Genomic DNA, 25,343 nt, shown 5'->3' with positions numbered 1-25,343 from the left:
GACACCTCCTTAGTCCCAGGCCGAAACGGGCATTGCAGCCACCGGCCGCGACTCGATCTCGGGCACTGTCACCCAGACACCCGCCGGAAGCACCGGGCCCTTCTCGGCCAGCAGCGGATTGAGGCGCCAGAGCGCTTCCTCGACCGCATCGTCGCAATGTCCCACCTCGCGGTAGAGCAGCAGGTTGACCGAATCGCCGGCAATACTTCGAACCCTACGCATTGACGAACTCCTCGAGGTTGATGGTCCAGTTGATCACCAGCGCCGTGCCGTCATCGATGATGGAGGTCTGCACCTCCGTCACCAGGTTGACCCGCCAGCGCCCCCAGTTGCGGCCGATACCATCCACCAGCGGCAAGGGCACACGGGCGGCCTGCAACTCGCGCAGCTGGTCCAGGCGCGCCATGCCCGTGGCGTACATCGACTTGCCACTGATCTGCAGCGTTTCCAGCTTCTGCCCGGCCTGCTGCGATTTCGGCTTGCTGGTGATGATATCGATACTGGCCCAGCCACCGTCCGTCTTGCGTTCAAGCCGGTCGTAGGCGAAGCCGGTGGACAAGCCGAAAATGAAATTGCCCAACGCCATCTGCTGTCGCATCACATCACTCCATCGGTCAGGGCCGCGCCGCGCCGTACCGCGAGCGGGTTGCTCATCATCAGAGGCATGACCTGCATCTGCATTTGCTGGATCACCATGTCCACCAGTTGCCTGGAGGTGGCCTGATCCTGGCCATAGATATTGACGACCGGGGCGAAAGTGACCTGCTGGCTGGAAGCCGAGCTGGCTGCGAGGTTCTTGCTCACTTCATCCGGCGACTTCAAGCGGTCCGCCGGCTCGCCTCCCAGGTGTCCACCTGCCTCCTCCCCCAACCGGCCGCCGGCCTCGCTACCCAACCAGCCGCCGATGGCGCCGCCGAGCAACCCGCCGACAGCCGTGCCGAGGATCGGCACGACGCTACCCAGGGCGGCCCCCAGCGCAGCACCGGATGCGCTGCCGGCCCAGGCGCCGCCCAAGGTGCCCAGGCCAGAACCGATGGCCTTGGGGTCGCGGTTGCGCACCCCCTTGAACACATTCACGCCGGCCCTGAGCAGCTTGAGCGGTCGACTGGCCACGCGGCCGGCCACTGAACGCAAGCCGGCGAAACTGCCGTTCAATCCGCGACCAATACGGGAAAGCAGCCCGCCACGCGGAGCTGTTGCAGAGACGGCTCTTTTTGCAGGCTTTGCCGTCTTGGCTTGGTTTTTCTGCCTGTCTCTCTTCTCTTGCCTGTCGCGCTGCCTGCGCTCTCTTCTGTTGGGGCCGCGGCTTTCAGTACCGCCCGCAGGGCCGCCACAGCAGCCTGCGCCTTCGCCGAACAGCTTGCCAATACTCGATGGCAGGCTCGGAGCCGCCAGGCTCAACAGTTTTTTCGCCACCTGGGTAAAGACTTCGTCCAGCACCGACTTGAGCAGGCGGCCCACCACCGGTGCGATGGCAGCACCCGCCAAGGCCAGGCCGGCAGCGATCTTCGGAAACTCCGTAGCCAGGCTGCTCAAACCATCGACCACCCCACCGATAGGCACCATCGCCCCTTCCGCCACCGGCGCGAGGGCGGAACCGAACGCGGTGTTCATCCGGTTCAAGCGGGCGTCGAAGGTATTCGCCTGGGCCGATGCGGACTGGCGTACCGAGCCCTTGTCACCCAGCTCGGAGGTGGCGTACTGCTGCTTGTCGGCGACCTGCGCCAAGGCCTTTTGAACTTCAGGCAGTTGTTGCGCCAGGCGCAACGCCGCTTCATCCGCGCTGCCGAACAGCGCGCCGGCCAGCGTGGAGCGCTCCCGGCTCGACAAATCGGGCGCTTGCAGCGCCTTGAGCAGGTCGGTCAGGGCGCCAGCCCCCTCCAGCTTCAGCGGGTCGATATTCAACCGTTGCAAGGCCGCTTGCTGCGCCTGGGACTTCGGTTCGCCCTTGCCCAGCACGGCAGTGATGCCTTTCAGTGCGGCTCCCGCATCGGCCTTTTGCGTGCCGGTGTTGAGCAATGCCGCCGTCAGCGCCGCCGCCTGCTCCGGGGCCAGCCCCACCGCCGTGGCGGCAGCGCCATGCCGTTGCAGGATCACCCCGATATCGGCCGCCTCGGCGTCTCCCGGACGCTTGCCGAGGTGGTTGGTCGCATCCGCCAGATCGAGGGCCTGGTTGCGGTCCAGCTTCATCGAGGTGCGCCAACCGGCCAGCATGTCCCCGGCATCCTTGCCCGGCATCTTGAACGCGGTTGCCATGAGCGCGGCATCACCGCCGAATGCCGTCAGGGTCTGCCGTCGGGACGCGCCTTTATCGTTCTCGATCCCTGCCTTGGCCGCGGCGTATTCAAGCTTCGCCAGATCAACCGCCGTGGTTCCACCCGCGGCGATGCCTGGATAACTGGCCATGCGGTAGTTGTCTTGCGCAAGTTCCTCACGCTCATTGCCGGGGAGAGAAACCACTCTCCCCAGATCGGCCAGCGCCGCATCCATCGCCATCGCCGACTTGAACAGGTCAGGCGCTTGAAGCCCGCCAGCGGCCTTGTCCGGGGCTTTAGCCTCGGTCTTGGCGCTGCCGGAGGATGCCAGCTGCAACGGGCGTTGCGACGACAGCGTCAACTTCAACGAGTCGATAGCCGTGGTCAGCAGACGAATGTCCACGCTGGCGGTATTCAGGGCCAGGACGAAGCTGCTGGATGACAGGCCGGCATCCGCCGGGCTCGCCACAGGGGCGCCTGGCTGCATGACGCCGACGGGCGCCAGCCCGTGCTGTTGCACGGTGGCGTTCTTGAGCGAAAACTGATTGTTCGCCATTTCGCTCTACTCCTCTTTCACGCCAAGGCGAGTGATCGCGATGTCGTAGCGGCGCAAGGCCTTGCCAGCGTCCCACTCCAGGATTTCCGCCTCACTTACCGAGTAAATGAGCGGCACCACATCGAGAATCACTTCGATGTCGCGTTCCGAAAGAAGGCCGCCGGTTTGTTTAAAAAATCGTCGATGCGCTCTTGCAGCTGCGTCCAGTCAGGCACGCTGAGCAGCGCCAGGTCGGGCAGCATCAGGCCGGTACAATGCGCGGTGATGAACTCGGCGCGCTCCTTGGTGGTCTTGAGCTTCTTCATCACCTTGGTCGCTCGCAACGCGGGCATTTCCAGGGTCAGGGACGTCAGGCGCTGGCCCGCCACTTCAAGTGGCAACAGCAGGTCCACCTGGTCCAGGTCGCCCTGCGCCGAGGTATCGCCAGGGGTGTCGCTGGCCGTTTCAGGCTCGGCACCCTGCTGGAGGAAGTACGCAGCCGGGCGTGTCGACATGTCATGGACGTACTGCGCGATGCTCACGTAGTCCGGCCGCTTGAGCTGGTCGAGCTCATTGGCCGACAACCCGGTGGCCAGCTTCGCCAGCTCGAAGAACTGATCGTCCTCATCGTCGCCGGCGCGGGCCAGCGCTTCTTTCTGCGCGGCGTAGAACAATGGCTTGAGCTGAATCTGCGCGATCTGCGACTCGTCGTCGGCGGTGATCGGGCACAGCAGGACATGGATCGGAGGCGTCCAGGACATGAATGAATTCCTTGATAAAGGGGGTAGCAGCGAGTTGCTCGCGATTGGGGATTGAGCGACGACTGTGATGTGGTTGTTGCATTGCCATCGCGAGCAAGCTCGCTCCTACAAGAGTGTTGCAGGGGGTATTGCAAAGGGTGTTGCGAGGGTTACGGCATCAGCACCGCGCGACGGGCGTCGCCGAGGATGTCGACGCCGCTGAGCACGAGCTTCTGGGTGCGCACGTCGATGTCGATCACCGGTACGCCGTTCTCGATGCGGTTGTAGGTACGGCAGGCGAGTTCCAGGGTGGTGGTGGGTTTTTCATTCATCTTCATGGCCGTTTCGGCCAGGGATTTCAGCTTGCCGCCCACGGTGTGGTAGGTGAACCAGGTCTTGCCATCCTGGTCCTGGCCCGCCTCGCGGACATTGAGCAGGATGTCGTCACCCAGCTTCACGCCCAGCGCCAGCATGATTTCCGGCCCCAGGCCCTGCAGTTTGAGGGTGGCTGTCAGCGCCTTGCCGCTCTTGGCCATTTCTTCGGCGATAAAGCGTCCACCGGTCATCGCTTCCATTTCGAATTCGATCTTCGGCGGGGTGAACTCTTCCACGGTCGCCGACAACGGCAGGCCTTGCAGGGTGGCCGCGATGGCCTGTCTTACGCGGTTGGTAAACATTAGAGAACATCCTCCAGGAACTGCTCGATGATTTCATCGCGGGCGTTGAGCTGATACACCATGTGCTCGTTCGGCGCGTAGCGGCCGTAGTCGATGACCACGTACCAGGTACCGTTCTTGTACTTCTCGACGCTGTTCAGCTCGGGATGCAGGTACACGCTGCCGCCCGGGATGGTTTCGTCGGCGACCAGGGTCTGCAGCCAGTCGTTGATGCGCTTGACCTCCTGGTCCATGAAGGACTTGGTCAGGTTCTTGGCCATGGCTTTCTGCCCGGCCTTGACCAGCTTGCGGCTGATGGCGTCTTCCAGGCCGACATAGCTGATGAACTTGCCGGTGATGGAGCGGTTACCCAGCAGCGAGAAGCCGCCGAGCACGGTGCGGGCGTAGTAGCTGACGCCGTAGCGGTTGAGCAGGTCGCCCTCGGTCGAGGTGTCGAGAATGTTGTATTCCACGGTGCGCGAGACGTCTTCGGCGAAGGTCACCTGGTTGCCCGGGCTCTCCCACTGCTTGACCTTGGCCAGCGCGGCGATGGCCAGGCTCGACGGCGCCAGGAACACGTTCTTCTTCGCCGCCTTGGAGTACACGGCCGGCATGTTGTGCACCACCAGGCAGCGGTCGAAACCCAGGTCCGCGCCGCCCAGTTCCTTGCTGTAGGTCACCTGATCGGCGACCGCGGCGTCCTTGCCGTCGAGCACCACACGGGCCTTGATGCGCTTGCCGAAGGCAGCGAACTCACCGGCCACCGCCTTGGTGCCGGTAAAGCCCGGCGCGCCGATGATGGTCAGGTCTTCCGGGACACTGCCCAGGGCAGCCAGGCCGAGCTTGCGGCCGGTGGTGGCGTCGACGCCGCCGATCACGTTGTTGACGGTGTCGGCCGGGGTCGCGCCCTCTTCGACGATCACCACATAGACCGGGACCTTGACCACTTTGAGGATCTGGTACACCGCCTGGAACAGGGTGCCCGACTCAGCGCCGGTCGGGTCCAGCAGGGCCTGGGTGGTGAAGCTGTTGATGCGGAACGGCGCATTGCGCGGAATCAGCGGGTCGGCCTTCGGCGCAGTGCCGACCAGACCGATGACGTTGTCACCCAGGCCACCCATGGCCTCGGGGGATTCGGTGGCATTGACGGTAATGCCGTTGTGCTCGAAGTTCAGAACCTCAGCCATGGTTATTCAGCCTTCTTGGCAGCGGCCTTCAAGGCCTTGGTGGATGGAGTGGCCGCTTCGGCCGGTTGGCGCGCCGCGAGGACGCTGGTCAGTTCCAGGCGACCGGCGGCACGCAAGGCGCTGGCCTCGACGTCGAGCAGGTCGAGCTGTTGGTCGACCTTCGACCAGTGGCCGCCGCCGGTGGGGAATGGCACGAGGACGGTGTAGGTTTGTCGGATGGACATGTGCGAATTTCTCCAGACGCAAAAACGCCAGAGCCCCTCTGCGGGGCTTTGTGCGGGCGAAAAAAAACCGCTTTCGCGGTGGAGGTCTTACTTCAGGAAATCCGGCTTGACCGGCCAGGCAACCGCATCCGGATCACTGCCCTGATCGGGAATATCGCGCAGCCCCTGACGATAGGCAGTAAACGCCGGACGATTGGTCTCGCTCATGGGGTAGTCGGGCATGGCCGCGTAATCACTCGCCGCCAAGTCTTCATCGCGAGCCTTGCGAATCATTTCCCACTTGATGATCGGGTGCAGTTCAGCAGGTACAAAAGTTGGTTTCATTGTGCTTTTCCTTAACTAATAGCGAGCATGGTGCCCCAGTCGCCCGGGTCGGTGACTACGCCGGTGCAGGCACCGGCCAGCATGATTTCAATCAACCCGGTGCTCGAAGTACGCATCGGGTGCAGGTGGAAATAGGCACCGAATGCTCCAGAAGGAGAAACCACCGCGGAGCACCAACGCCATTTGCCTTTCTGCGAGCCGGTACTCCAGGCGCCACTGATCGAGCCATCAACGACACGCACGAAAGCGCCCAGGGTCAGATAAGAGTTCAATGGCACCGCGGCGGCGCCATTGGCCAGCGTCTGGTCAGTGGCATAAGGAAAGGCGAGCCAGGGACTGCTATCGGCCTCCGTCCATTTCATTTGCCAGACGTTGATCGCCCCGCGCCAATAGTCCGTTGCCCGGATATCGAAATTGGGGAACTGCTCCCGCACGTCGGCCTGAACCTTGAGCATGAACTCAACGTCTGCTGCCGGCCGGCCGGTGGCCTGGGACGTTGGGGTGATCGACCGCAACTTCGTCGCAGTGACCTGCCCATGAATCCCCCAGTTATCAATCAATGTCCCCGCACTATTGGGCAGTAGGGTGAAGTTCTTCGTGACGGCCAATCGAGGCAACCGGGTTTTCAGATCAAGAAGCTGCGAGTCATATTGTCGGCGGGCTTCTGCTACGGCCTGGTCGATCTCGCCAACCTTGCCTGTGACAGTATTCGTCAAATTATTCGCCGCGCTTACCACCGCGGCCAGTTGCTGTTCTGTACTCAAAGTCTTAACTCCTTAGATTCCATTGATCTTGCTCACAACGACACTTCCCATTCGGAGCCAAAGGACAGGCCATCGGCACCTGCGAAACCTGACTTGCTGATTTTCAAATGACCTTTTCTTCCAGCGCTCTCACACGAAAGAGCACCCCAAGCCCACGGGCCATGTTGTCGATGCTGGCCGCCGAAAGAGTGGCCAACTCCTCTGCCAGCAAGATGTTGAGATTCTCGGCCCCCACCACCACCGTCACGCTGTCCGCAGGCAACGGCGAAATATCCAGCGTGAACTTTTGCAGCACCCGTGCAGCACCGGCCTTGTAAGTCAGCAACTTTCCAGCCACCGAATACACCGCCAGCAGGGTGCCGCTGGCCAGGTAGAAACCGAACTCGCCGATCTCGTATTCGTCCGGACCGTCGAACAGCGCTGCCATCCGCAACTGGCGCGAGCCCAGGTCCTCGTAGTCCACGATCGCCACCCGCTGGCGCTCATCGCGCAGGGCTGTTTCCGTACCGTCCGGGTTGTAGCGGCCGGTACCGGCGCCGATGTGGGTGATCTCCCCTTTCAAGCCTTGGTTCTTTGCCGCCAACACTTCATCCAGACCGGCGGAAGTGAAGCGAACCAAGCGCGTAATGTCTTCTGTCATAGCTGCGCCCTGAGGTCGTAGTCGTTAATGGTGTAGTGCTGGGAAACCCCGGCACTGTTAAGGCGAGCGCCGAGTTCAAATTCAGGCAGCACTCCATCAAGAAAGAGTTCGCCATCACTCAGCGCTGTATCCATGCCGCCGCTCATGGTCAGCGAGCCGCGCAGCTTGACCTCGGGCAAGGCCCCAGGCTGGCTGTCATCGCTGATGCTCAGGCCAGGATCGGCGCCAGCGGCCAGTCGCAACCCACCCGTGGTTTGATGAACGATGGTGATGGTGCCTTCGTCGCGCTCGCTCTTGGCGGCGTTGATGCGGCGTATCAAGCGGTTGTGATCACCGCTGGACCAGTCGCGGACAATGATTGCCTGCACATCGAAGGTATAGGGATGCCCCTGCGGTCGCTGTTCGTACCAGGCCGCGATGTTGGGCATGAAGCCCAGGGACTCGACGGCGTGGCTCAATGCCTTGTTAGTCCCGGCCTGCCGCTGGATCTGCCAGGACAGCGAAACGGTGAGGCGCTTTTCGGCCTCACTGGCTCCCGCATCCCATTCGCTGACCCCGCGATCTGCCGCCAGATAAGGCAAGAAGTCCACAGGAGTCCGGGTAGGGCTCATCAGTTGGGGAAAAGGCGGGTCCACACGTTCGAGCAAGCGGGCGAAACCGAGATCGAGGGCCTTTTCCAGCGCTGAGCTATTGGCCGGCAGCAGGCTCAAGCGAACAGTGTCGTCACTCATAGGGTACGCACCTCCACTTCAACCTCCGTGCAATACGGCGCCTGGAAAGCCGTGGTCACGATCGGTTGCACCGGCTCGAGAATCTCCAGCTGTACCGCCCCTGCCGTATGCAGCGTGTAATCGATCCAGCTCGGATCCACCCGCCCTTCCAGGCGATGGCAGCTGTCGGCGTACGCCTGCAATTGCTGCTGCGTGGCGAGCTGGGTCAGTCCGGAATCGGGGCCCGGGTTGATCTTGGCCACCACGCGGATCTTGTAGGGCTTGATCTGTGCCGCCTGCACCGTCACCCGATCCGTTTCCGGCTTCACGTCCGGTCGCGCAAAGTGTTTGCGCACGCCTTCGAGCAGGTCCTCGGATGGGGTGCCGTCGCCTTCCCGCGAGAGCACGGTGACCTGGACTTCGCCCGGCGCGGTACGGCGTCCGTTGCCATCCTTGACCTGAGCGGCGAAACCGTCCGGGTCGAAGGTGTAGATGACGGTCACCACGCCCGCCTCGGTGGAATCCACCTTCACCGTCGGCCGCTCGCCGAGGGTGAAGACTTCGCGGCGGTACTGCATGCGCGAACCGGCGGCCGGCGCGTGGGGCGCCAGGTAATAGCGCAGGCGCGCATCTTCGTCGCTTTCATAGACCGCGGGCACCGGCGGAAAGGCCGCCGGATCGCCCGGGTCGAGCAACTGCCGCTCCAGGCCCATGTCCGCCAGGCGTGCATCGAGATTGCTGCCGGTGGCCCACCAGGCCAGCATCTGCTTGATGCGGGCGTTGTACTTGCGCTCATGGGTTTGCAGGCGCAGGCAGAAGGCTTCCAGCGCCAGGGTCAGCAGCTCGCTTTCGTTGGCCAGACTGGCCTGCAGCTTCTGCGCATTGGCGGGGGAACGCTGGGCCACGTAATCGACGACGAAGGTCTTGAACTCGGCGAGCAGTGGCTCGAATTCTTCGACTGTGACAATGACCGGCTCGGCCAACTGGTGTTCACCGGGTATCAGCATGCTCATGTCACGACCTCGAACGTCTGTTGGCGGTTTTTCCAGGTGCCGGCGAAACGCAACAGCAACCCGGCGCCGCGCCGGCTGGCGACTATGACCTGCGGCTCGAAATCGCCAATGCCGTTCTGCTCGTTGTAGAACGCCTGCGCCGCATGGCTCTGGGCGAGGATCAGCAAGTCATCGCCGAGGTTCTGGCCCAGCAGGTCGGGAATCAGCGAGCCGTACAACGGGCGCTTCTGCCGCGTGCCCAGCGGCGTGGTCAGGGCGCGGGTCGCGCGCTGCACGAACTGCAGCCAGTCATCGACCGCGGCGCCGGTGTTTCTATCGACTCCAATCATGGGAAGCCTCTTAATCAAGGGCTGATAACGCGGCCCTGGTGTTCCACCAGGGGGCCGCTGAAGTGGATGCCGGCGCTGTCGAGCAAGATGCCGACCGCGCCCAGCCGCAGCTCGATCGCCTCGGGCCTCATCGCCAGCCGGGCGGGCCCGATGCTCAACTCGACCGCCTCGCGGGAAGCGGTGAGCGCGGTCGGGCCATTGCTCCAGCTCAAGACATGGCCGGCATCGTCATAACTGCTTTGGGTGCCATCGGCGTATTGGCAGCGGGTCAGCGCGGCCAGGGTCGACACCGGTGGAAAGCGGTCGCAGTTGAGGCCGAACAGCGCCACCGACTGCGCGCCGCCGTCGCCGCCACCGTAGTTGAACAGCAGGCACTGCTCGCCCACGGAGGGAATGCGCGATTCGCTTTGCGCGCCGGCGCTGGGGTTGAAGAAGCGGATCGCCGGGGTCAGCAGCTCTCCGTGGCTGACCCGGCAGGTGTTGCTGGCCGCATCGACCGCCTGGCACACACCGATCCGGCAGTGGTTTTCCGCCCGCCGGTGCAAGTCATCGAGTTCGGTTTCCATCTCGGCCAGCCGCTCGATGATCGGGCCCAGCTGCATGCGCAGCAGCTCGTCAAACATGGCTCAGCCCTCCAGTGCTTGGTATTGGTCGGGGTCGTCGATGTTCGAGACTTCCCAGGTGCGGGCGAACTTCGGTATGCCGGTCGGGTCGTCCAGCAAGGGCTGCCCGAGGTACAGCGTCTGGGTGAACGACAGCGTCCAGGCCGCGTGCTGCTGCTCGCCGCGAATCAGGGTCGAAGGCAGGCCCTCGAGGTTCATCGGCAGGTCGCACTGCGCTGCCGGTAATCCCCAGCGGTTATCCGTGGCCAGATCCTTCAGCGCGCTGGCCAGATCACAGGGCTCGAACCCGGACCGCTCGGCCCCCACGGCCGCCACAACTTGCAGCGAGACTGTCAGGGCATGGGCGATACGCCCTTCCTGGCTGCGCATGCCCGGGGCATCGCGCTCGATCGCAATCAGCACCCAGGCCGGGTCGAGCAGACCATCGAAGTCCTGGTGACTGCCAACCTTGAGGCCAAGGCCCGCCCCTCGCAGGGTCTCGGCAATGGCGAAAAACAGCTGCGACGGCTTGTCGATGACTACAGGCATAGAGAGGCCTCCTGTTCAGATATCAGGGGTTGAAGTTGCGCAGGAGCGCTGCGGATGTCGCGCGAGATAGAGGAACAGCGAATGCCGGTTTGGGCAGGATTCTTGATCGCCAGGTCGGCGAGCGACGTCAGGAACGGAATGGGTGATGCAACGGATGGCTCACGAGACTTCGCTGAGGTCCGGCATCACCTTCGATGGAGCCCCCTGCCCTGCGAGCGGTTCACCCTGATCGAATCAGGCGTACTTCTCGTTCAGCGCATACAGGATCGCGCAGGTTTCCACGTCCAGTTTCCCGGTGTAGTTCTTCGGCCTGAAGTGCATCTGGAACGCCCGCACCAGCGACTGGAAGAAGTCATCCGTTGCCTGGGCCGGCACGCCATAGCCATAGGTGGCGAAGGTCTTGAGCACTTCGGCACGCTCGGGCAGTCCCGCGGCGCGGAATTGCTGGACGTATTTCTTCTTGGTCGGCTCGTCGTACCAGGCGCCAATGCCGGCTTTGTAGAGCTCTTTCCAGGGCAGCTTGGGGCCCGGATCGGATTTGCGGCCCACCGCGATATCGGAGTGGCCCACCACGTTTTTCGGCGACAGGTCCGGATAACGCTGGAGAATATTCAGGGCCAGTTGCTTGAGCGCCTCGACCTGGGAGCGTTCGTAATCCGGGAAGGTGAAGACGCCGTTGACGTCGGTGGCTTCGTTGACGATCTCGATGCCGATGGAAGTGTCGTTCAAGCCGCTGCGACCGGCCCAGTCACTGACACCGGCATGCCAGGCGCGGTCTTCTTCGGCCACCAGGTTGAAAATTCGTTGCTCCTGGAAACCCGCGGCCTGATACGTCGGATCCTGCAGCGCCGGGATCAGGTAATGGGCACTCGCCGCACCGGTGGTCAACGCCTTGACCGACGCCTCGAAATTCAGGGCCGTGTAATGCAGCACCAGGAAACGCACCCGCTTGTTGTAGGGCGCGAGGGTGCGGTAGCTGTTGTAGTCGATTGGGATCATGGTTTTGCCTCTCTTTGAAACGGATGGGTGTAAGGCGCTGGGCCGTATCTGGCGCCTCCCTGCCGGGAGGACCGATTGAGCTCGTTCAATACGAGTACGCGTCCTGCGTCAGGCGGGTATCACGGCAGCGTCGACTCAATGAATCGACGATCTGTTTTGGTCGTTATTCAGGAGTCCGAGCGGGGATCCTTGGGCGGCACCTCACACACACCGAGCCGCTTGGCCGCCCAGCGCTCGTAGAGCCCGATGGCCACATCGGCGCCCGCCATGGCGGTCAGGCAACCGAAGGCGCCGGCGGTCCAGATCGATACGCCGGCGGCGTACAGCAGCATGATGGTCGAGACCCCGCAGATCACGCAGGCCCCGGAGCGCAGGGCCAGGCGCCGCAGCAGCAACCAGCCGCGGGCGCCCTCCTTGTCGGCGCGCCACATTTCGCCGGACACCCCACCCACCAGGGCAAGGACGATGACAAGCCAGATGGGCATGTCCAGCAACGCTTGTTGCTCGTTTGTCATGTCACTCCTCCTGAGTGGAATAGGCCAATGCGCTGGCCCGGTAATCAATTGGCTTGTGTATCAACGGTGCATATCCCGGCATGGCCCACGGTAGGTAGGCATTCCAAAAAGCCCGGTCGCCCGGGCTTTTCAGTAATGCGGTCCTTCGCTTTCCTTTAAGTGGCTAAACGAAAAGGAAACTGACTTTTCGGCGCTACTGGCGCGGTACGAGTCCATTCAAATTGTTCCTCCGACCGCGGTCCCTGCCCGCCGGATAACTGTTCACGGTGCTTTACGCTGCACACCCGGGTCAGTTGCCAACCCTCTGAACCGTCGAGGCCGGTTCATCGCTGCCTTTGCTTTTGCCACTAAAGAGCGGTGTTGCTCACCGCTGTCGGGCGGCTTGGAACGAATAATATGCATGTATGCATATACAGTCAATGCACAAATGCATTTATTTATGCGCGACAAATGCATCTGCGCATGAGCACCGCATAAATAAAGGCGTGGAGGGTTTTCCGCGGGCACAAAAAAGCCCGCTCGATGGCGGGCTTTGGCGTTATGGGCTGCGGTTAACGGGCGTACATGCCCCACCAGAAAACGTGACCGAGGATGACGATCTGCTCTTCCTGCATTTCCTGGAAGCTGTAGTCCTCATCCGGGTGTTCGTCGCGGTTGAAGCTACGCAGGCGAATGCCGGAAGGCAGGCGATAGAGCTGCTTCACCCGCAGTTGGCCGTTGTGGTTGATGGCATACAGGTCGCCGTCGATGATGTCGCCGATACCGCACTTGCCGGCATTGACCCCCACCGTGGCGCCGTCGCGCAGCACCGGCAGCATGCTGTTGCCGCGGACCGTCACGCATTTGGCCTGGTCGAACTGCACGCCATTGTGCCGCAGGCTGCGCTTGCCGAAGCGCAGGCTGGAGCGCTCGCTTTCCTCGATGACGAATCTTCCTGATCCCGCAGCCAATTCAACCTCGCGAAGAAAGGGGACCGACACCTCGTCGTCATCGACGGGGGTATCGTCGTCCCACAGACTTATGTCCTTGAGTTCCGAATGCGGATCGGCCGACAGGGCAGGAGCGACAGCCGCGCGTCCGCGCAGTTGATCGGTGCTCACCAGGAAGTACTCGGCGATCCGCGAGATGTGTTTGTCCGAAGGATCGACAATCTTGCCGCTGAGGATCCGCGAAAGGGTGGATTGAGGCACACCGGTACGCCGATGGAGTTCCGTGGGGGAAATGCCATCGCGATCGAGCAGCTCTCTTAAGACGGTAGAAACGTTGCGCTTTTGCATAACGCGCATATTGCGGGTTATTTTCGCCGACGGCAAATGCTAAAATGCATATTTATGCATAAAACACCCGAAATCCTGCTGGGTTCATCCCTGCGAAGGTCGGACCGCCCATGGTAACCTTGCGCCCATCGCGAAAAAGCCGGGCCCATGCCCTCTGCTTTTGCCCACCCTTTCAACGAATCAACCTGACGACCCGATGAATAAAGCGCTCACCGATCTGTCCTCCCACACGCCGATGATGCAGCAGTACTGGCGCCTCAAGAACCAGCACCCCGATCAGCTGATGTTCTATCGCATGGGCGACTTCTACGAAATCTTCTATGAAGACGCGAAGAAGGCTGCCAAGTTGCTGGACATTACCCTGACCGCGCGCGGGCAGTCGGCTGGCCAGGCGATTCCGATGTGCGGGATTCCTTATCACGCCGCCGAAGGTTACCTGGCCAAGCTGGTGAAGCTCGGCGAGTCGGTGGTGATCTGCGAACAGGTCGGCGACCCGGCCACCAGCAAGGGCCCGGTGGAGCGCCAGGTGGTGCGGATCATCACCCCGGGGACCGTCAGCGACGAGGCCCTGCTCGACGAACGCCGGGATAACCTGATCGCGGCGGTGCTGGGCGACGAGCGCCTGTTCGGCCTTGCGGTGCTGGACATCACCAGCGGCAATTTCACGGTCCTGGAAATCAAGGGCTGGGAAAACCTGCTGGCCGAGCTGGAACGCACCAACCCGGTGGAACTGCTGATCCCGGACGACTGGCCACAAGGCCTGCCGGCGGAAAAACGCCGTGGCGTGCGCCGTCGCGCGCCTTGGGACTTCGAACGCGACTCGGCCCACAAGAGCCTGTGCCAGCAGCTCTCCACCCAGGACCTCAAGGGTTTCGGCTGCGAGAACCTGACCCTGGCCATCGGCGCCGCCGGCTGCCTGCTGAGCTATGCCAAGGAAACCCAGCGCACCGCCCTGCCCCACCTGCGCAGCCTGCGTCACGAGCGCCTGGACGACACTGTGGTGCTCGACGGCGCCAGCCGGCGCAACCTGGAGCTGGACACCAACCTCGCCGGCGGCCGCGACAATACCCTGCAGTCGGTGGTCGACCGTTGCCAGACCGCCATGGGCAGCCGCCTGCTGACCCGCTGGCTGAACCGCCCGCTGCGCGACTTGAAAGTCTTGCAGGCGCGACAGACTTCGATTGGCTGCCTGCTGGACGGTTACCGTTTCGAAAGGCTGCAACCGCAGCTCAAGGAGATCGGCGACATCGAGCGGATCCTCGCCCGTATCGGCCTGCGCAACGCCCGCCCCCGCGACCTGGCGCGCCTGCGCGATGCCCTGGCGGCGCTGCCGGAACTGCAAGTGGCGATGACCGAACTCGAGGCCGAGCACCTGAGCCAACTGGCTGTGACCACCAGCACTTACCCGGAACTGGCCGCGCTGCTGGAGAAAGCCATCATCGACAACCCGCCGGCGGTGATCCGCGATGGCGGCGTGCTGAAGACCGGTTACGACGCCGAGCTGGACGAACTGCAATCGCTGAGCGAAAACGCCGGCCAGTTCCTTATCGACCTGGAAGCCCGGGAAAAGGCCCGTACCGGCCTGGCCAACCTGAAAGTCGGCTACAACCGGATTCACGGCTATTTCATCGAATTGCCAAGCAAACAGGCGGAACAGGCCCCGGCGGACTACATCCGGCGCCAGACCCTCAAGGGCGCCGAACGCTTCATCACTCCGGAGCTCAAGGCCTTCGAGGATAAGGCGCTATCCGCCAAGAGCCGCGCCCTGGCCCGCGAGAAGATGCTCTACGAAGCCTTGCTGGAGACCCTGATCGGTCACCTGCCGCCGTTGCAGGACACCGCGGGGGCGCTGGCTGAGCTGGACGTGCTGAGCAACCTGGCCGAACGAGCGCTGAATCTCGACCTCAATTGCCCGCGCTTCGTCAGCGAGCCGTGCATGCGCATCACCCAGGGTCGCCACCCGGTGGTCGAGCAGGTCCTGACCACGCCGTTCGTGGCCAACGACCTGAGCCTCGACGATCAGACCCGGATGTTGGTGATCACCGGCCCGAACATGGGTGGTAAGTCCACTTATATGCGGCAAACCGCGCTGATCGTTCTGCTGGCCCATATCGGCAGCTTCGTGCCGGCAGCGAGCTGCGAGCTGTCCCTGGTGGACCGGATCTTTACCCGGATCGGCTCCAGCGATGACCTGGCCGGCGGCCGTTCCACCTTCATGGTGGAAATGAGCGAAACCGCCAACATCCTGCATAACGCTACCGAGCGCAGCCTGGTGCTGATGGACGAAGTGGGTCGCGGCACCAGTACCTTCGATGGTCTGTCCCTGGCCTGGGCTGCGGCAGAACGTCTCGCCCAGCTGCGGGCGTACACCCTGTTCGCCACCCACTACTTCGAGCTCACCGTCCTGCCGGAAAATGAACCGCTGGTGGCCAACGTGCACCTCAATGCCACCGAGCACAACGAACGCATCGTGTTCCTGCACCACGTGCTGCCAGGTCCTGCCAGCCAGAGCTATGGCCTAGCCGTGGCCCAGCTGGCGGGGGTTCCGAGCGATGTCATCGTCCGTGCCCGCGAGCACCTGAGTCGCCTGGAGACCACCAGCCTGCCCCATGAAGCGCCGTCTCCGGTAGCGGGCAAGCCTTCGGTCCCGCAGCAAAGCGACATGTTCGCCAGCCTGCCGCACCCGGTACTCGATGACTTGGCCAAGCTCGATCTGGACGACATGACCCCGCGCAAGGCACTGGAAATGCTCTATACATTGAAGACACGCATCTAACGCTGATGCTTTCAAGCTGTTAGAATCTCGCGCGGTTTGGGATGCTGCGGACTATTAGCCTGGTCCGCAGACTATCGCTCCCGAACCTGGCGACCCCGTCCTGAAGGGGCTCCGCTGCCGCCGCCTGAGGAGAGAATTAGAAATGACCTTCGTCGTCACCGACAACTGCATCAAGTGCAAGTACACCGACTGCGTAGAAGTCTGTCCGGTGGACTGCTTTTACGAAGGCCCGAACTTCCTGGTGATTCACCCGGATGAGTGCATTGATTGCGCGCTGTGCGAGCCTGAATGCCCCGCTGTAGCGATCTTCTCCGAGGACGAAGTTCCAGAAGAGATGCAGGAATTCATTCAGTTGAACGTTGAGCTGGCCGAGATCTGGCCCAACATCACTGAAAAGAAAGATTCCCTGCCCGATGCCGAAGAGTGGGATGGCGTCAAAGGCAAGATCAAAGATCTCGAACGCTGATTACCTCGCGTTCCCCAAAAAGGCCCGTTGCGGGCCTTTTTGCTGTTCCGGATTCACTTTTGCACAGGCAAAAAAAGGGGCGGTATGACCCGCCCACCTTTTTTCCCTAGTCCCTGTGTTCCTTTTCATCGTCCTGATGAATCGCGTCCTGCGATGTCCTGACCATCATCCTTGATGGCTGTGTCTATCCGTCGACACAGGGCTGATATTAGAGAGTTTCCATGACAGAGCAATGGCACTGACAGGTAGAAAACGTGTCAAACACTGTTCTAAGCATTAAAATAATTTGTTATAAATCAACAAGATAACTAAAAGCCTCAGATCAAACAGACAACTTTCATACCGCATAAAAACCGAACACTTACGAAAGAGTCAGCCTTTACTTACATGCCCGTTCAGCTATTGAACATGCGCCTGCGTATTTCATCTGACTCCTATCGATTACCCAATAAAAAGCCCCGAACGTGTCGGGGCTTTTCACGGCAGGATCGCTCGTGCCGTTACTGGAACAGCGACTCGCTGGAGAGGCCGTTCTTCTCGAGGATCTCACGCAGACGCTTGAGACCTTCGACCTGGATCTGGCGTACCCGCTCTCGGGTAAGCCCGATCTCCAGGCCCACATCTTCCAGGGTGCTGCTCTCGTGGCCGCGCAAGCCGAAGCGGCGAACCACCACTTCACGCTGCTTGTCGGTCAATTCGGAAAGCCACTGATCGATGCTTTGCGACAGGTCGTCATCCTGCAGCAGCTCGCACGGATCGGTAGGACGATCGTCGGTGAGGGTGTCCAGCAGGGTTTTATCCGAATCCGGACCCAGCGAGACGTCGACTGAAGAAACCCGCTCGTTCAAGCCCAGCATGCGCTTGACCTCACCTACCGGTTTCTCCAGCAGGTTGGCGATTTCTTCAGGGGAGGGTTCATGGTCGAGTTTCTGTGTCAGCTCCCGTGCTGCCCGCAGGTAGACGTTGAGCTCTTTGACCACATGAATCGGCAGCCGGATAGTCCGGGTCTGGTTCATGATTGCCCGTTCGATGGTTTGACGGATCCACCAGGTGGCATAGGTCGAGAAGCGGAAACCGCGCTCCGGATCGAACTTCTCCACCGCCCGGATCAGACCGAGGTTGCCCTCTTCGATCAGGTCCAGCAGCGAAAGCCCACGATTGACATAACGCCGGGCGATTTTCACCACCAGACGCAGGTTGCTTTCAATCATGCGCTTGCGCCCGGCCGGATCGCCACTTTGCGACAGACGCGCAAAATGAACTTCTTCTTCCGGAGAGAGCAATGGGGAAAAGCCGATTTCATTGAGATACAGCTGCGTCGCGTCGAGCGCTCGCGTGTAATCAATGTATTTGTGTTGTTTCAATGAAGCGGAGTGTTTGGATTTGGCACGAACTGAAGGTACAGCAGATCCCTCATTCGACATCGAATCAGTGGCGATATCCGTCTCCATAAGGAGAACTTCATCGTCGATGTCAAACTCCGGCACTTCTTTACTGAGAGCCATTGTTATAGTCCTTTGGTGAGTTCGACCTCAGGCTCAAGCGACGCCTTTATCCTTGGCAACGCTGGAACCTGTTCCCTCTACGTGACGGAACAGGCTTGGTAACGGATCAACGACGTGGCAGGAATTGCAGCGGATCTACAGGTTTACCTTGTCGGCGAATCTCAAAGTGCAGTTTCACCCGGTCTGTACCAGTTGATCCCATTTCGGCAATTGTCTGTCCGACTTTGACCTGCTGCCCCTCCCGAACCAACAGCCTACGGCTGTGGCCGTAAGCACTGACGTAGGTATCGCTGTGTTTGATGATGACCAGTTCGCCGTAGCCCCTTAAGCCACTCCCGGCGTAAACCACCGTCCCATCAGACGCAGCTAAAACAGGCTGTCCCAAATCCCCGGCGATATCAATGCCTTTATTCAAACTACCGTTTGAAGAGAATTTTCCAATCAGAATACCGTTCGCAGGCCAGCCCCAGCCCTTTGGCGCGGGGCCTGCAGGCGGTAATGGAGCCGGCGCGGGCTGGCTCGCAATCGTTGGCGCGGCCCCTGCCGGACGACGAATTACCGTGGTTTTACTTGAAGAAGATGCACTGGAAGCCGACTTTGTAACCACGGCTGTCGGGGCCGAACCCGAGCGGCCGTCGAAGCGGATGGTCTGCCCCGGGTGAATGGTGTACGGCTCGGCAATATTGTTGCGCGCGGCCAGGGCCTTGTAGTCCCAGCCATAACGGAAGGCGATGGAGAACAGGGTGTCGCCGCGACGAACCGTGTATTGCCCCGTGGTCACCGTCGGGCGCTGCGGTACCGCGCTGGTGCGATCGACGACCCGGGCGCTGCTCGACTTATTGCTCGAACAGCCGACCAACAGAGAACTCAAGACAAGGCCAATCACCAGTCGCTGAAAGCTTGTTGTACCCATACGCTGCGCAATGACTGTGAGACTCACCCGCCGCTCCCTTTGTGGTGGTTGAAGATAATTAGTGCCTGGCTCAGGCATGAAATGTCGCAAGTATAACCGGCCACCCACGCTTTATTCCCGGCAAAGCGAAATCGGCAGGCACCAGCATATCGATCAGGGTTCAAGGTTACTTAACCGATTGATCAAGCTGTAAGACCAAGCCGATCAAGCAGAATTCACCCGTTCCAAACAAATGCTCAGGCCAATGGCCCGTTGAGCAAGGGAACGAAGCGAACCGAGCCGAGAACCTGCCGTGAAAACCCCTGCTCCTCACGAATGACCAGCATCAGTTGCTGCACTTCGCCGGCACCGACTGGAATCACCATCCGGCCACCGGGCGCCAATTGGTCCAGCAGGGCCTGGGGGATGTCGGTGGCGACCGCCGTCACGATGATCCCGTTGTACGGCGCCAGCGCCGGCCAGCCTTCCCAGCCGTCGCCCCAGCGGAATACCACGTTGCGCAGGTTCAGCTCGACCAGACGCTCCTTGGCCCGATCCTGCAACACCTTGATGCGCTCGACCGAGAACACCCGCTCCACCAGTTGCGACAATACCGCTGTCTGGTAACCCGACCCGGTGCCGATCTCCAGCACCTTGTCCAACGGGCCAGCCGCCAGCAGCAGCTCGCTCATGCGCGCCACCATATAAGGCTGCGAGATCGTCTGGTTGTGCCCGATCGGCAGGGCCGTGTCTTCATAGGCGCGATGCGCCAGGGCCTCGTCGACGAACAGATGCCGCGGTGTACGCCGAATGACTTCCAGTACCTGGGCGTTGGACAGGCCTTCATCGTAAAGACGCTGGATCAGGCGTTCGCGGGTACGCTGGGAAGTCATCCCGATACCGCGACGCAACAAATCGTCCTGTTCGCGAGCCATCAGCGCAGCCCCTCCAGCCAGCCATCAAGACTTCTGAAGGCATCATTGAAGGTGCGATCGAGCTGCAACGGCGTGATCGAGACATAGCCCTGCATGATGGCGTGGAAGTCCGTACCCGGGCCACCGTCCTCGGCGCCCCCTGCTGCGGCGATCCAATAACCGGCCTTGCCGCGCGGGTCGACCGTCTTCATCGGCGCCGCCGCCCGGGCGCGATGGCCCAGGCGGGTCAGTTGAATGCCGCGAATATGATCAAGGGGCAGATTGGGGATGTTCACGTTCAGCACGGTACGTGGTGGCAGATCCAGCTGCCCGTGGGCCTCGACCAGTTTGCGGGCGAAATAGGCAGCCGTCGGCAGGTTATCCACCTGACGCGAAACAAACGAAAAGGCAAACGCCGGCAGGTTCAGGAAACGCCCTTCCAGGGCTGCGGCGACGGTGCCGGAATACAGCACGTCGTCACCCAGGTTCGCCCCGAGGTTGATTCCGGACACGACCATGTCCGGATCGCGTTCCAGCAGCCCGTTGAGGCCCAGGTGCACGCAATCGGTGGGGGTGCCATTGATACTGATGAAACCGTTACTCAAGGTGTGCGGGTGCAACGGCCGGTCCAGCGTCAGCGAGCTGCTGGCGCCGCTTTTGTCCTGGTCCGGGGCGATCACCACGCACTCGGCGTAATCCGCCAGCGCAGCATGAAGCGCGGCGAGACCGGGTGCTGTTACACCATCGTCGTTAGAAATCAGAATACGCATGGGCTGTCCGTCTGCCCCACCGGCACCAGATCGACGAGTTCACGCACCAATACGGTGGCGAAGCATCCGGCCGGCAGGACGAATTCCAGTTGCAGAATGTCAGGCTCGGGATAATGCCACGTCAACCCGCCAATGGGCAGCCGCAGGATGCGACGTTCGTGGCTCATTCCGGCTTTAATCAACCAATCGCGCAGATCCGCTTCGTCGGCAGCCACCTGCTGTTCCAGCAGCTGGGTCGCCCCGGCGGCAGGCGATTCGCCTTCGCCCCACTGCGGACCGGTCGGGTGCAAGTCGAGGATGGCCAGGCGCGGATCGCTGCATTCGGCTTCGCCGGCCGGGAAAAAACTGCGGCTGTCGGTGAAGGCCAGCAGGTCGCCGACCTGGGCCCGTTGCCAGCTGCCATCGGCCACGCGCGCCGCCAGCACCCGGTTGAACAGATAGCTGCGCGCGGTGGAAAGCAGCCGCGAACGTACATTGCGCTGCTCCGGCAAGGCCTTGCGGGCGGCCCAATCGCGGGCATCGACCAGGTTACCGCCGTTATGACCAAAACGCTGGGCGCCGAAATAATTGGGGATGCCGTGTTTGACGATCGATTGCAGGCGCTCCTCGATCCCCGCCTTGTCTGCCTTCAATTCGGTCAGGCGCAGGGTAAAGCCGTTGGCCGCATGGGCGCCGCGTTGCAGCTTGCGCTTGTGGCGGGTCAGCTTGAGGATCTTCAGCGTGTCGTTTTCAGCCGCCGACAGATCGGGATCCGCCTTGCCAGGCAGTTGGATGCTGAACCACTGCCGGGTCAGCGCCTGGCGATCCTTCAAGCCGGCATAGCTGACGGTGCGCAACGGCACACCCGCGGCCTTGGCAATCCGCCGCGCCGCTTCTTCGGTGTTCAGGCCGCGCTTTTCCACCCACAACCACAGGTGTTCGCCTTCGCCGGTCAGGGGAATGTCCAGGACTTCGTCGACCTGGAAGTCTTCGGCCGTGGCCTTCAATACCGCACTACCCAGGGCTTCACCATAGGCCCGCGGGCCCAACAGTTGCAGTTCGTTCATGCGCGCAGCAACAAGGCAACGGAATGCACGGCGATGCCTTCTTCGCGCCCGACGAAGCCGAGCTTTTCGGTGGTGGTGGCCTTGACGTTCACTTGATCCAACTCGACTTGCAGATCCGCGGCAATCAGCGCGCGCATCGTTTCAATATGGGGAGCCATCTTCGGCGCCTGGGCCACGATGGTGTTATCGACGTTGCCGACCTTCCAGCCCTTGGCATGGATCAGTGCGACGACATGACGCAACAGCGCGCGGCTGTCGGCGCCCTTGAACTGCGGATCGGTGTCCGGGAAATGTTTGCCGATGTCGCCCAGTGCGGCAGCACCCAGCAAGGCATCGCTCAGAGCATGCAACAGCACGTCGCCGTCGGAGTGGGCGAGCAGCCCGAAGCTGTGTGCAATACGCACGCCGCCCAGAGTGATGAAATCGCCTTCAGCGAAACGGTGCACATCGTAGCCGTGGCCAATACGCATAAAAAAACGCCCTGATTGAGTCAGGGCGTGATTCTACCTGCTTTGGCGGACATTAGCCGCTCAGAGCGCGCGCATGATGCTGCAGGTGGTCGCCGATGAAGCTGGCGATGAAGAAATAGCTGTGGTCGTAGCCGGGTTGCAGTCGCAACGTCAGTGGATGACCGGCGGCTTTCGCCGCCTGTTGCAGCACTTCGGGCTTGAGCTGATTGGCCAGGAAATCGTCACGATCGCCCTGGTCCACCAGCAACGGCAGCTTTTCACTGGTTTCCTGGATCAGCACGCTGGCATCCCATTCGCGCCAACGGGAGCGCTCTTCGCCCAGGTAACGGGAAAAGGCTTTCTGCCCCCATGGGCAATCCATCGGGTTGCTGATCGGTGCGAAGGCCGACACCGACTGGTAGCGCCCCGGATTGCGCAACGCGCAGACCAGAGCACCGTGGCCGCCCATGGAGTGCCCGCTGATGCCGCGCTTGTCCGAGGCCGGGAAATGCGCCTCGACCAATGCCGGCAACTCCTGCACCACATAGTCATGCATGCGGTAATGCTCAGCCCAGGGCTGCTGGGTGGCATTCAGATAGAACCCGGCCCCCAGGCCGAAGTCCCAGGCGCCATCCGGGTCGCCCGGCACGCCAGGGCCACGCGGGCTGGTATCCGGCGCGACAATGATCAACCCCAGCTCGGCGGCCAGACGCTGGGCACCGGCCTTTTGCATAAAGTTCTCGTCGGTGCAGGTCAGGCCGGACAACCAGTACAGCACCGGCAGCTTGCCGCCCTGCTCCGCCTGCGGCGGCAGGTACACGGCGAACACCATGTCGCAGCCCAGCACCTCGGAATGATGCTTGTAGCGTTTGTGCCAGCCGCCGAAGCTTTTCTGGCAGGACAGGTTTTCCAGACTCATGGGCATTTCAGCCGCAGGCTTCAAGCTTCAAGCTGCAAGTTGGCGGTGATCGCTCTTGCAGCTTCCGGCTTGCAGCTTGCCACTGCTCCTTAGAAATGAATGACGGTACGGATGCTCTTGCCTTCATGCATCAGGTCGAAGGCCTTGTTGATGTCCTCCAGCCCCATGGTGTGGGTGATGAAGGTATCCAACGGGATTTCGCCGCTCTGGGCCATTTCCACATAGCTTGGCAACTCGGAGCGGCCACGCACGCCACCGAACGCCGAACCGCGCCAGACGCGACCGGTAACCAGCTGGAACGGACGGGTGGAGATTTCCTGGCCGGCACCGGCCACGCCGATGATCACCGACTCGCCCCAGCCCTTGTGGCAGCACTCCAGTGCGGCACGCATCAGTTGCACGTTGCCGATGCATTCGAAGGAGAAGTCCACGCCGCCGTCGGTCATGTCGACGATGACCTCCTGGATCGGCCGGTCGAAGTCTTTCGGGTTCACGCAATCGGTGGCACCCAACTGCTTGGCGATCTCGAACTTGGCCGGGTTGATGTCGATGGCGATGATCCGGCCAGCCTTGGCTTTCACGGCACCGATCACCGCCGACAGGCCGATGCCGCCCAGGCCGAAGATCGCCACGGTGTCGCCGGCCTTGACCTTGGCGGTATTGATCACCGCACCGATCCCGGTGGTGACGCCGCAACCCAGCAGGCAGACTTTTTCCAGAGGCGCTTCTTTAGGGATCTTGGCCACCGAGATTTCCGGCAACACGGTGTACTCGGAAAAGGTCGAGGTGCCCATGTAGTGGAAAATCGGCTGGCCTTTATAGGAGAAACGGGTGGTGCCGTCCGGCATCAGGCCCTTGCCCTGGGTGGCACGGATCGCCTGGCACAGGTTGGTCTTGCCCGACAGGCAGAATTTGCACTTGCCGCATTCCGGGGTGTACAGCGGGATCACATGATCGCCCACGGCCACCGAGGTCACGCCCTCGCCGATGGCCTCGACCACGGCGCCGCCTTCGTGACCGAGGATCGACGGGAAGATACCTTCCGGGTCGGCCCCGGACAGGGTGTAGGCGTCGGTGTGGCACACGCCGGAAGCGACGACCCGCAACAACACTTCGCCGGCCTTGGGCATGGCGACATCGACTTCAACGATCTCAAGGGGTTTCTTGGCCTCGAAGGCAACGGCAGCGCGCGACTTGATCATCCTGGGTCTCCAGCGAATAAAAACGAGACAGGGAGTGTAAAACAGCGCCTGACGATGAATAATCCGGACAAAAGCAAAACATTATTGCTGTACAGGGATAATCACCATGAACGAGAACCGCTGGGAAGGCATCGACGAATTCGTCGCCGTGGCCGAGTGCAGCCAGTTCACCGCCGCCGCGGAGCGCCTCGGGGTGTCGTCTTCCCATATCAGCCGGCAGATCGTCCGCCTGGAAGAACGGCTGCAGACCCGCCTGCTGTATCGCAGTACCCGCCGAGTGACCCTGACCGAGGCCGGGCAGACTTTCTTGCAGCATTGCCAGCGCCTGCAGGACGGGCGCGAAGAGGCGTTGCGCGCCGTCGGCGACCTGACCAGCGAGCCCAAGGGCATGCTGCGCATGACCTGTGCGGTGGCTTACGGCGAGCGGTTTATCGTGCCGCTGGTCACCAGTTTCATGGGGCTTTATCCGCAACTGCGGGTGGATATCGAACTGAGCAACCGGCCCCTGGACCTGGTGCACGAGGGCCTGGACCTGGCGATTCGCCTCGGTCGCCTGCAGGACTCACGACTGGTGGCGACCCGCCTGGCGCCACGCCGCATGTACCTCTGCGCCTCGCCGTCCTACCTGGAACGCTACGGCCGCCCCCACAGCCTGTCGGAATTGAGTCGCCACAACTGCCTGATCGGCAGCTCGGACATCTGGCAGCTGGAGCAGGACGGCCGCGAGTTCTCCCAGCGGGTGCAAGGCAACTGGCGCTGCAACAGCGGGCAGGCCGTGCTGGATGCAGCGCTACAGGGGGTTGGCCTCTGCCAGCTACCGGATTATTACGTGCTGGAGCATTTGCATCAGGGCAGCCTGATTTCCCTGCTCGAGGCGCATCAGCCGCCGAATACCGCGGTGTGGGCGCTGTATCCGCAACAACGGCATCTGTCGCCCAAGGTGCGCAAGCTGGTGGACTATCTCAAGGAGGGGTTGGCCAAACGGCCGGAGTACAAGGATTGATCCGTAGCCGCTGCGGCAGGCTGCGATCGGCTACGCAATACCCGTCATAGCGGACAACGCGGTCGATCGGCTTGAAGTACAT

29 protein-coding genes are annotated in these 25,343 nt (G+C 61.9%); 3 read left to right on the top strand and 26 right to left on the bottom strand.

Going from position 1 to position 25,343, the window contains the following annotated elements; translation table 11 throughout:
- Positions 1-9: 9 nt before the first annotated feature.
- The 18 genes from AC07PQ_RS10925 to AC07PQ_RS10840 all read right to left on the bottom strand — a co-directional run bounded on the left by AC07PQ_RS10925 (position 10) and on the right by AC07PQ_RS10840 (position 13,328).
- On the bottom strand, positions 10-222 hold the full coding sequence (locus tag AC07PQ_RS10925; protein ID WP_493185486.1) for a tail protein X: 213 nt from the start codon (positions 220-222) through the stop codon (positions 10-12).
- Complete coding sequence (locus tag AC07PQ_RS10920) at positions 215-598, bottom strand: phage tail protein (RefSeq protein ID WP_016702001.1); 384 nt, start codon at positions 596-598, stop codon at positions 215-217. Before AC07PQ_RS10920 ends, AC07PQ_RS10925 begins: the two co-directional genes overlap by 8 nt.
- A complete protein-coding gene (locus tag AC07PQ_RS10915) occupies positions 598-2,811 on the bottom strand; it encodes a phage tail tape measure protein (RefSeq protein ID WP_493185485.1) in 2,214 nt (737 codons plus the stop codon). Before AC07PQ_RS10915 ends, AC07PQ_RS10920 begins: the two co-directional genes overlap by 1 nt.
- A 128-nt stretch (positions 2,812-2,939) precedes the next feature.
- Positions 2,940-3,551, bottom strand: a complete 612-nt coding sequence (locus tag AC07PQ_RS10910) for a phage tail assembly protein (protein ID WP_493185484.1) — start codon at positions 3,549-3,551, stop codon at positions 2,940-2,942.
- 149 nt (positions 3,552-3,700) lie between these two features.
- Positions 3,701-4,207, bottom strand: a complete 507-nt coding sequence (locus AC07PQ_RS10905) for a phage major tail tube protein (RefSeq protein WP_493185483.1) — start codon at positions 4,205-4,207, stop codon at positions 3,701-3,703.
- Entirely contained in the window at positions 4,207-5,373 is a 1,167-nt protein-coding gene (locus AC07PQ_RS10900) for a phage tail sheath protein (RefSeq protein WP_053259818.1), read from the bottom strand. Before AC07PQ_RS10900 ends, AC07PQ_RS10905 begins: the two co-directional genes overlap by 1 nt.
- A gap of 2 nt (positions 5,374-5,375) precedes the next feature.
- Entirely contained in the window at positions 5,376-5,597 is a 222-nt protein-coding gene (locus tag AC07PQ_RS10895; protein WP_101336979.1) for a hypothetical protein, read from the bottom strand.
- A gap of 87 nt (positions 5,598-5,684) precedes the next feature.
- Positions 5,685-5,921: a tail fiber assembly protein gene (locus AC07PQ_RS10890; protein ID WP_101336978.1), complete on the bottom strand. Its 237-nt coding sequence runs from the start codon at positions 5,919-5,921 to the stop codon at positions 5,685-5,687.
- 11 nt (positions 5,922-5,932) lie between these two features.
- Positions 5,933-6,685, bottom strand: a complete 753-nt coding sequence (locus tag AC07PQ_RS10885) for a hypothetical protein (protein WP_101336977.1) — start codon at positions 6,683-6,685, stop codon at positions 5,933-5,935.
- A 103-nt stretch (positions 6,686-6,788) separates the two neighbouring features.
- Positions 6,789-7,325, bottom strand: a complete 537-nt coding sequence (locus AC07PQ_RS10880) for a hypothetical protein (RefSeq protein ID WP_101336976.1) — start codon at positions 7,323-7,325, stop codon at positions 6,789-6,791.
- Complete coding sequence (locus tag AC07PQ_RS10875; protein WP_101336975.1) at positions 7,322-8,056, bottom strand: phage tail protein I; 735 nt, start codon at positions 8,054-8,056, stop codon at positions 7,322-7,324. The genes AC07PQ_RS10880 and AC07PQ_RS10875 overlap by 4 nt, the downstream gene beginning before the upstream one ends.
- Positions 8,053-9,048 (bottom strand): baseplate J/gp47 family protein, encoded by a 996-nt coding sequence (locus AC07PQ_RS10870; RefSeq protein ID WP_101336974.1) that lies wholly within the window; start codon positions 9,046-9,048, stop codon positions 8,053-8,055. The genes AC07PQ_RS10875 and AC07PQ_RS10870 overlap by 4 nt, the downstream gene beginning before the upstream one ends.
- Positions 9,045-9,377 carry a phage baseplate protein gene (locus AC07PQ_RS10865; RefSeq protein ID WP_007924012.1) on the bottom strand — a complete coding sequence of 111 codons (333 nt, stop codon included), beginning with the start codon at positions 9,375-9,377 and terminating at the stop codon, positions 9,045-9,047. Before AC07PQ_RS10865 ends, AC07PQ_RS10870 begins: the two co-directional genes overlap by 4 nt.
- Before the next feature lie 14 nt (positions 9,378-9,391).
- Positions 9,392-10,000 (bottom strand): phage baseplate assembly protein V, encoded by a 609-nt coding sequence (locus tag AC07PQ_RS10860; protein ID WP_493185482.1) that lies wholly within the window; start codon positions 9,998-10,000, stop codon positions 9,392-9,394.
- 3 nt (positions 10,001-10,003) lie between these two features.
- On the bottom strand, positions 10,004-10,528 hold the full coding sequence (locus tag AC07PQ_RS10855) for a hypothetical protein (RefSeq protein WP_007924014.1): 525 nt from the start codon (positions 10,526-10,528) through the stop codon (positions 10,004-10,006).
- A gap of 234 nt (positions 10,529-10,762) precedes the next feature.
- Positions 10,763-11,527, bottom strand: a complete 765-nt coding sequence (locus tag AC07PQ_RS10850; protein ID WP_101336971.1) for an N-acetylmuramoyl-L-alanine amidase — start codon at positions 11,525-11,527, stop codon at positions 10,763-10,765.
- 167 nt (positions 11,528-11,694) lie between these two features.
- Positions 11,695-12,042 carry a phage holin family protein gene (locus AC07PQ_RS10845; RefSeq protein ID WP_009047293.1) on the bottom strand — a complete coding sequence of 116 codons (348 nt, stop codon included), beginning with the start codon at positions 12,040-12,042 and terminating at the stop codon, positions 11,695-11,697.
- A 551-nt stretch (positions 12,043-12,593) separates the two neighbouring features.
- Positions 12,594-13,328, bottom strand: a complete 735-nt coding sequence (locus AC07PQ_RS10840) for a LexA family transcriptional regulator (protein WP_493185481.1) — start codon at positions 13,326-13,328, stop codon at positions 12,594-12,596.
- A 187-nt stretch (positions 13,329-13,515) separates the two neighbouring features.
- Between AC07PQ_RS10840 and mutS the strand changes: the two genes are divergently transcribed.
- Positions 13,516-16,095 (top strand): DNA mismatch repair protein MutS, encoded by a 2,580-nt coding sequence (mutS, locus tag AC07PQ_RS10835; protein WP_493185480.1) that lies wholly within the window; start codon positions 13,516-13,518, stop codon positions 16,093-16,095.
- Between the two features lie 142 nt (positions 16,096-16,237).
- The gene (gene fdxA, locus AC07PQ_RS10830) at positions 16,238-16,561 is read left to right on the top strand and encodes a ferredoxin FdxA (protein WP_007924025.1); all 324 of its coding nucleotides are present in this window, start codon (positions 16,238-16,240) and stop codon (positions 16,559-16,561) included.
- 500 nt (positions 16,562-17,061) lie between these two features.
- On the opposite strand, the gene rpoS is transcribed toward fdxA, so the two are convergent.
- The 8 genes from rpoS to AC07PQ_RS10790 all read right to left on the bottom strand — a co-directional run bounded on the left by rpoS (position 17,062) and on the right by AC07PQ_RS10790 (position 24,258).
- Positions 17,062-18,066 carry an RNA polymerase sigma factor RpoS gene (rpoS, locus tag AC07PQ_RS10825; protein ID WP_007924026.1) on the bottom strand — a complete coding sequence of 335 codons (1,005 nt, stop codon included), beginning with the start codon at positions 18,064-18,066 and terminating at the stop codon, positions 17,062-17,064.
- A 106-nt stretch (positions 18,067-18,172) separates the two neighbouring features.
- Positions 18,173-19,006, bottom strand: a complete 834-nt coding sequence (locus AC07PQ_RS10820; protein WP_007924027.1) for a peptidoglycan DD-metalloendopeptidase family protein — start codon at positions 19,004-19,006, stop codon at positions 18,173-18,175.
- Between the two features lie 209 nt (positions 19,007-19,215).
- Complete coding sequence (locus AC07PQ_RS10815) at positions 19,216-19,851, bottom strand: protein-L-isoaspartate(D-aspartate) O-methyltransferase (protein WP_172963011.1); 636 nt, start codon at positions 19,849-19,851, stop codon at positions 19,216-19,218.
- Between the two features lie 41 nt (positions 19,852-19,892).
- The gene (gene surE / locus AC07PQ_RS10810) at positions 19,893-20,642 is read right to left on the bottom strand and encodes a 5'/3'-nucleotidase SurE (protein WP_493185479.1); all 750 of its coding nucleotides are present in this window, start codon (positions 20,640-20,642) and stop codon (positions 19,893-19,895) included.
- Positions 20,630-21,688 carry a tRNA pseudouridine(13) synthase TruD gene (truD, locus tag AC07PQ_RS10805; RefSeq protein WP_007924031.1) on the bottom strand — a complete coding sequence of 353 codons (1,059 nt, stop codon included), beginning with the start codon at positions 21,686-21,688 and terminating at the stop codon, positions 20,630-20,632. Before truD ends, surE begins: the two co-directional genes overlap by 13 nt.
- Complete coding sequence (ispF, locus tag AC07PQ_RS10800) at positions 21,685-22,158, bottom strand: 2-C-methyl-D-erythritol 2,4-cyclodiphosphate synthase (protein ID WP_007924033.1); 474 nt, start codon at positions 22,156-22,158, stop codon at positions 21,685-21,687. Before ispF ends, truD begins: the two co-directional genes overlap by 4 nt.
- A gap of 52 nt (positions 22,159-22,210) precedes the next feature.
- Positions 22,211-23,062 carry an S-formylglutathione hydrolase gene (fghA, locus tag AC07PQ_RS10795; protein ID WP_493185478.1) on the bottom strand — a complete coding sequence of 284 codons (852 nt, stop codon included), beginning with the start codon at positions 23,060-23,062 and terminating at the stop codon, positions 22,211-22,213.
- A gap of 83 nt (positions 23,063-23,145) precedes the next feature.
- Complete coding sequence (locus AC07PQ_RS10790; RefSeq protein ID WP_007924035.1) at positions 23,146-24,258, bottom strand: S-(hydroxymethyl)glutathione dehydrogenase/class III alcohol dehydrogenase; 1,113 nt, start codon at positions 24,256-24,258, stop codon at positions 23,146-23,148.
- A gap of 106 nt (positions 24,259-24,364) precedes the next feature.
- Between AC07PQ_RS10790 and AC07PQ_RS10785 the strand changes: the two genes are divergently transcribed.
- Complete coding sequence (locus AC07PQ_RS10785) at positions 24,365-25,261, top strand: LysR substrate-binding domain-containing protein (RefSeq protein ID WP_007924036.1); 897 nt, start codon at positions 24,365-24,367, stop codon at positions 25,259-25,261.
- The last annotated feature ends 82 nt before the right edge of the window (positions 25,262-25,343 follow it).

The sequence above is a fragment of the Pseudomonas sp. GW821-FHT09E12 genome, from assembly GCF_059416085.1.
This window is presented reverse-complemented; position numbering and strand designations above follow the sequence as displayed.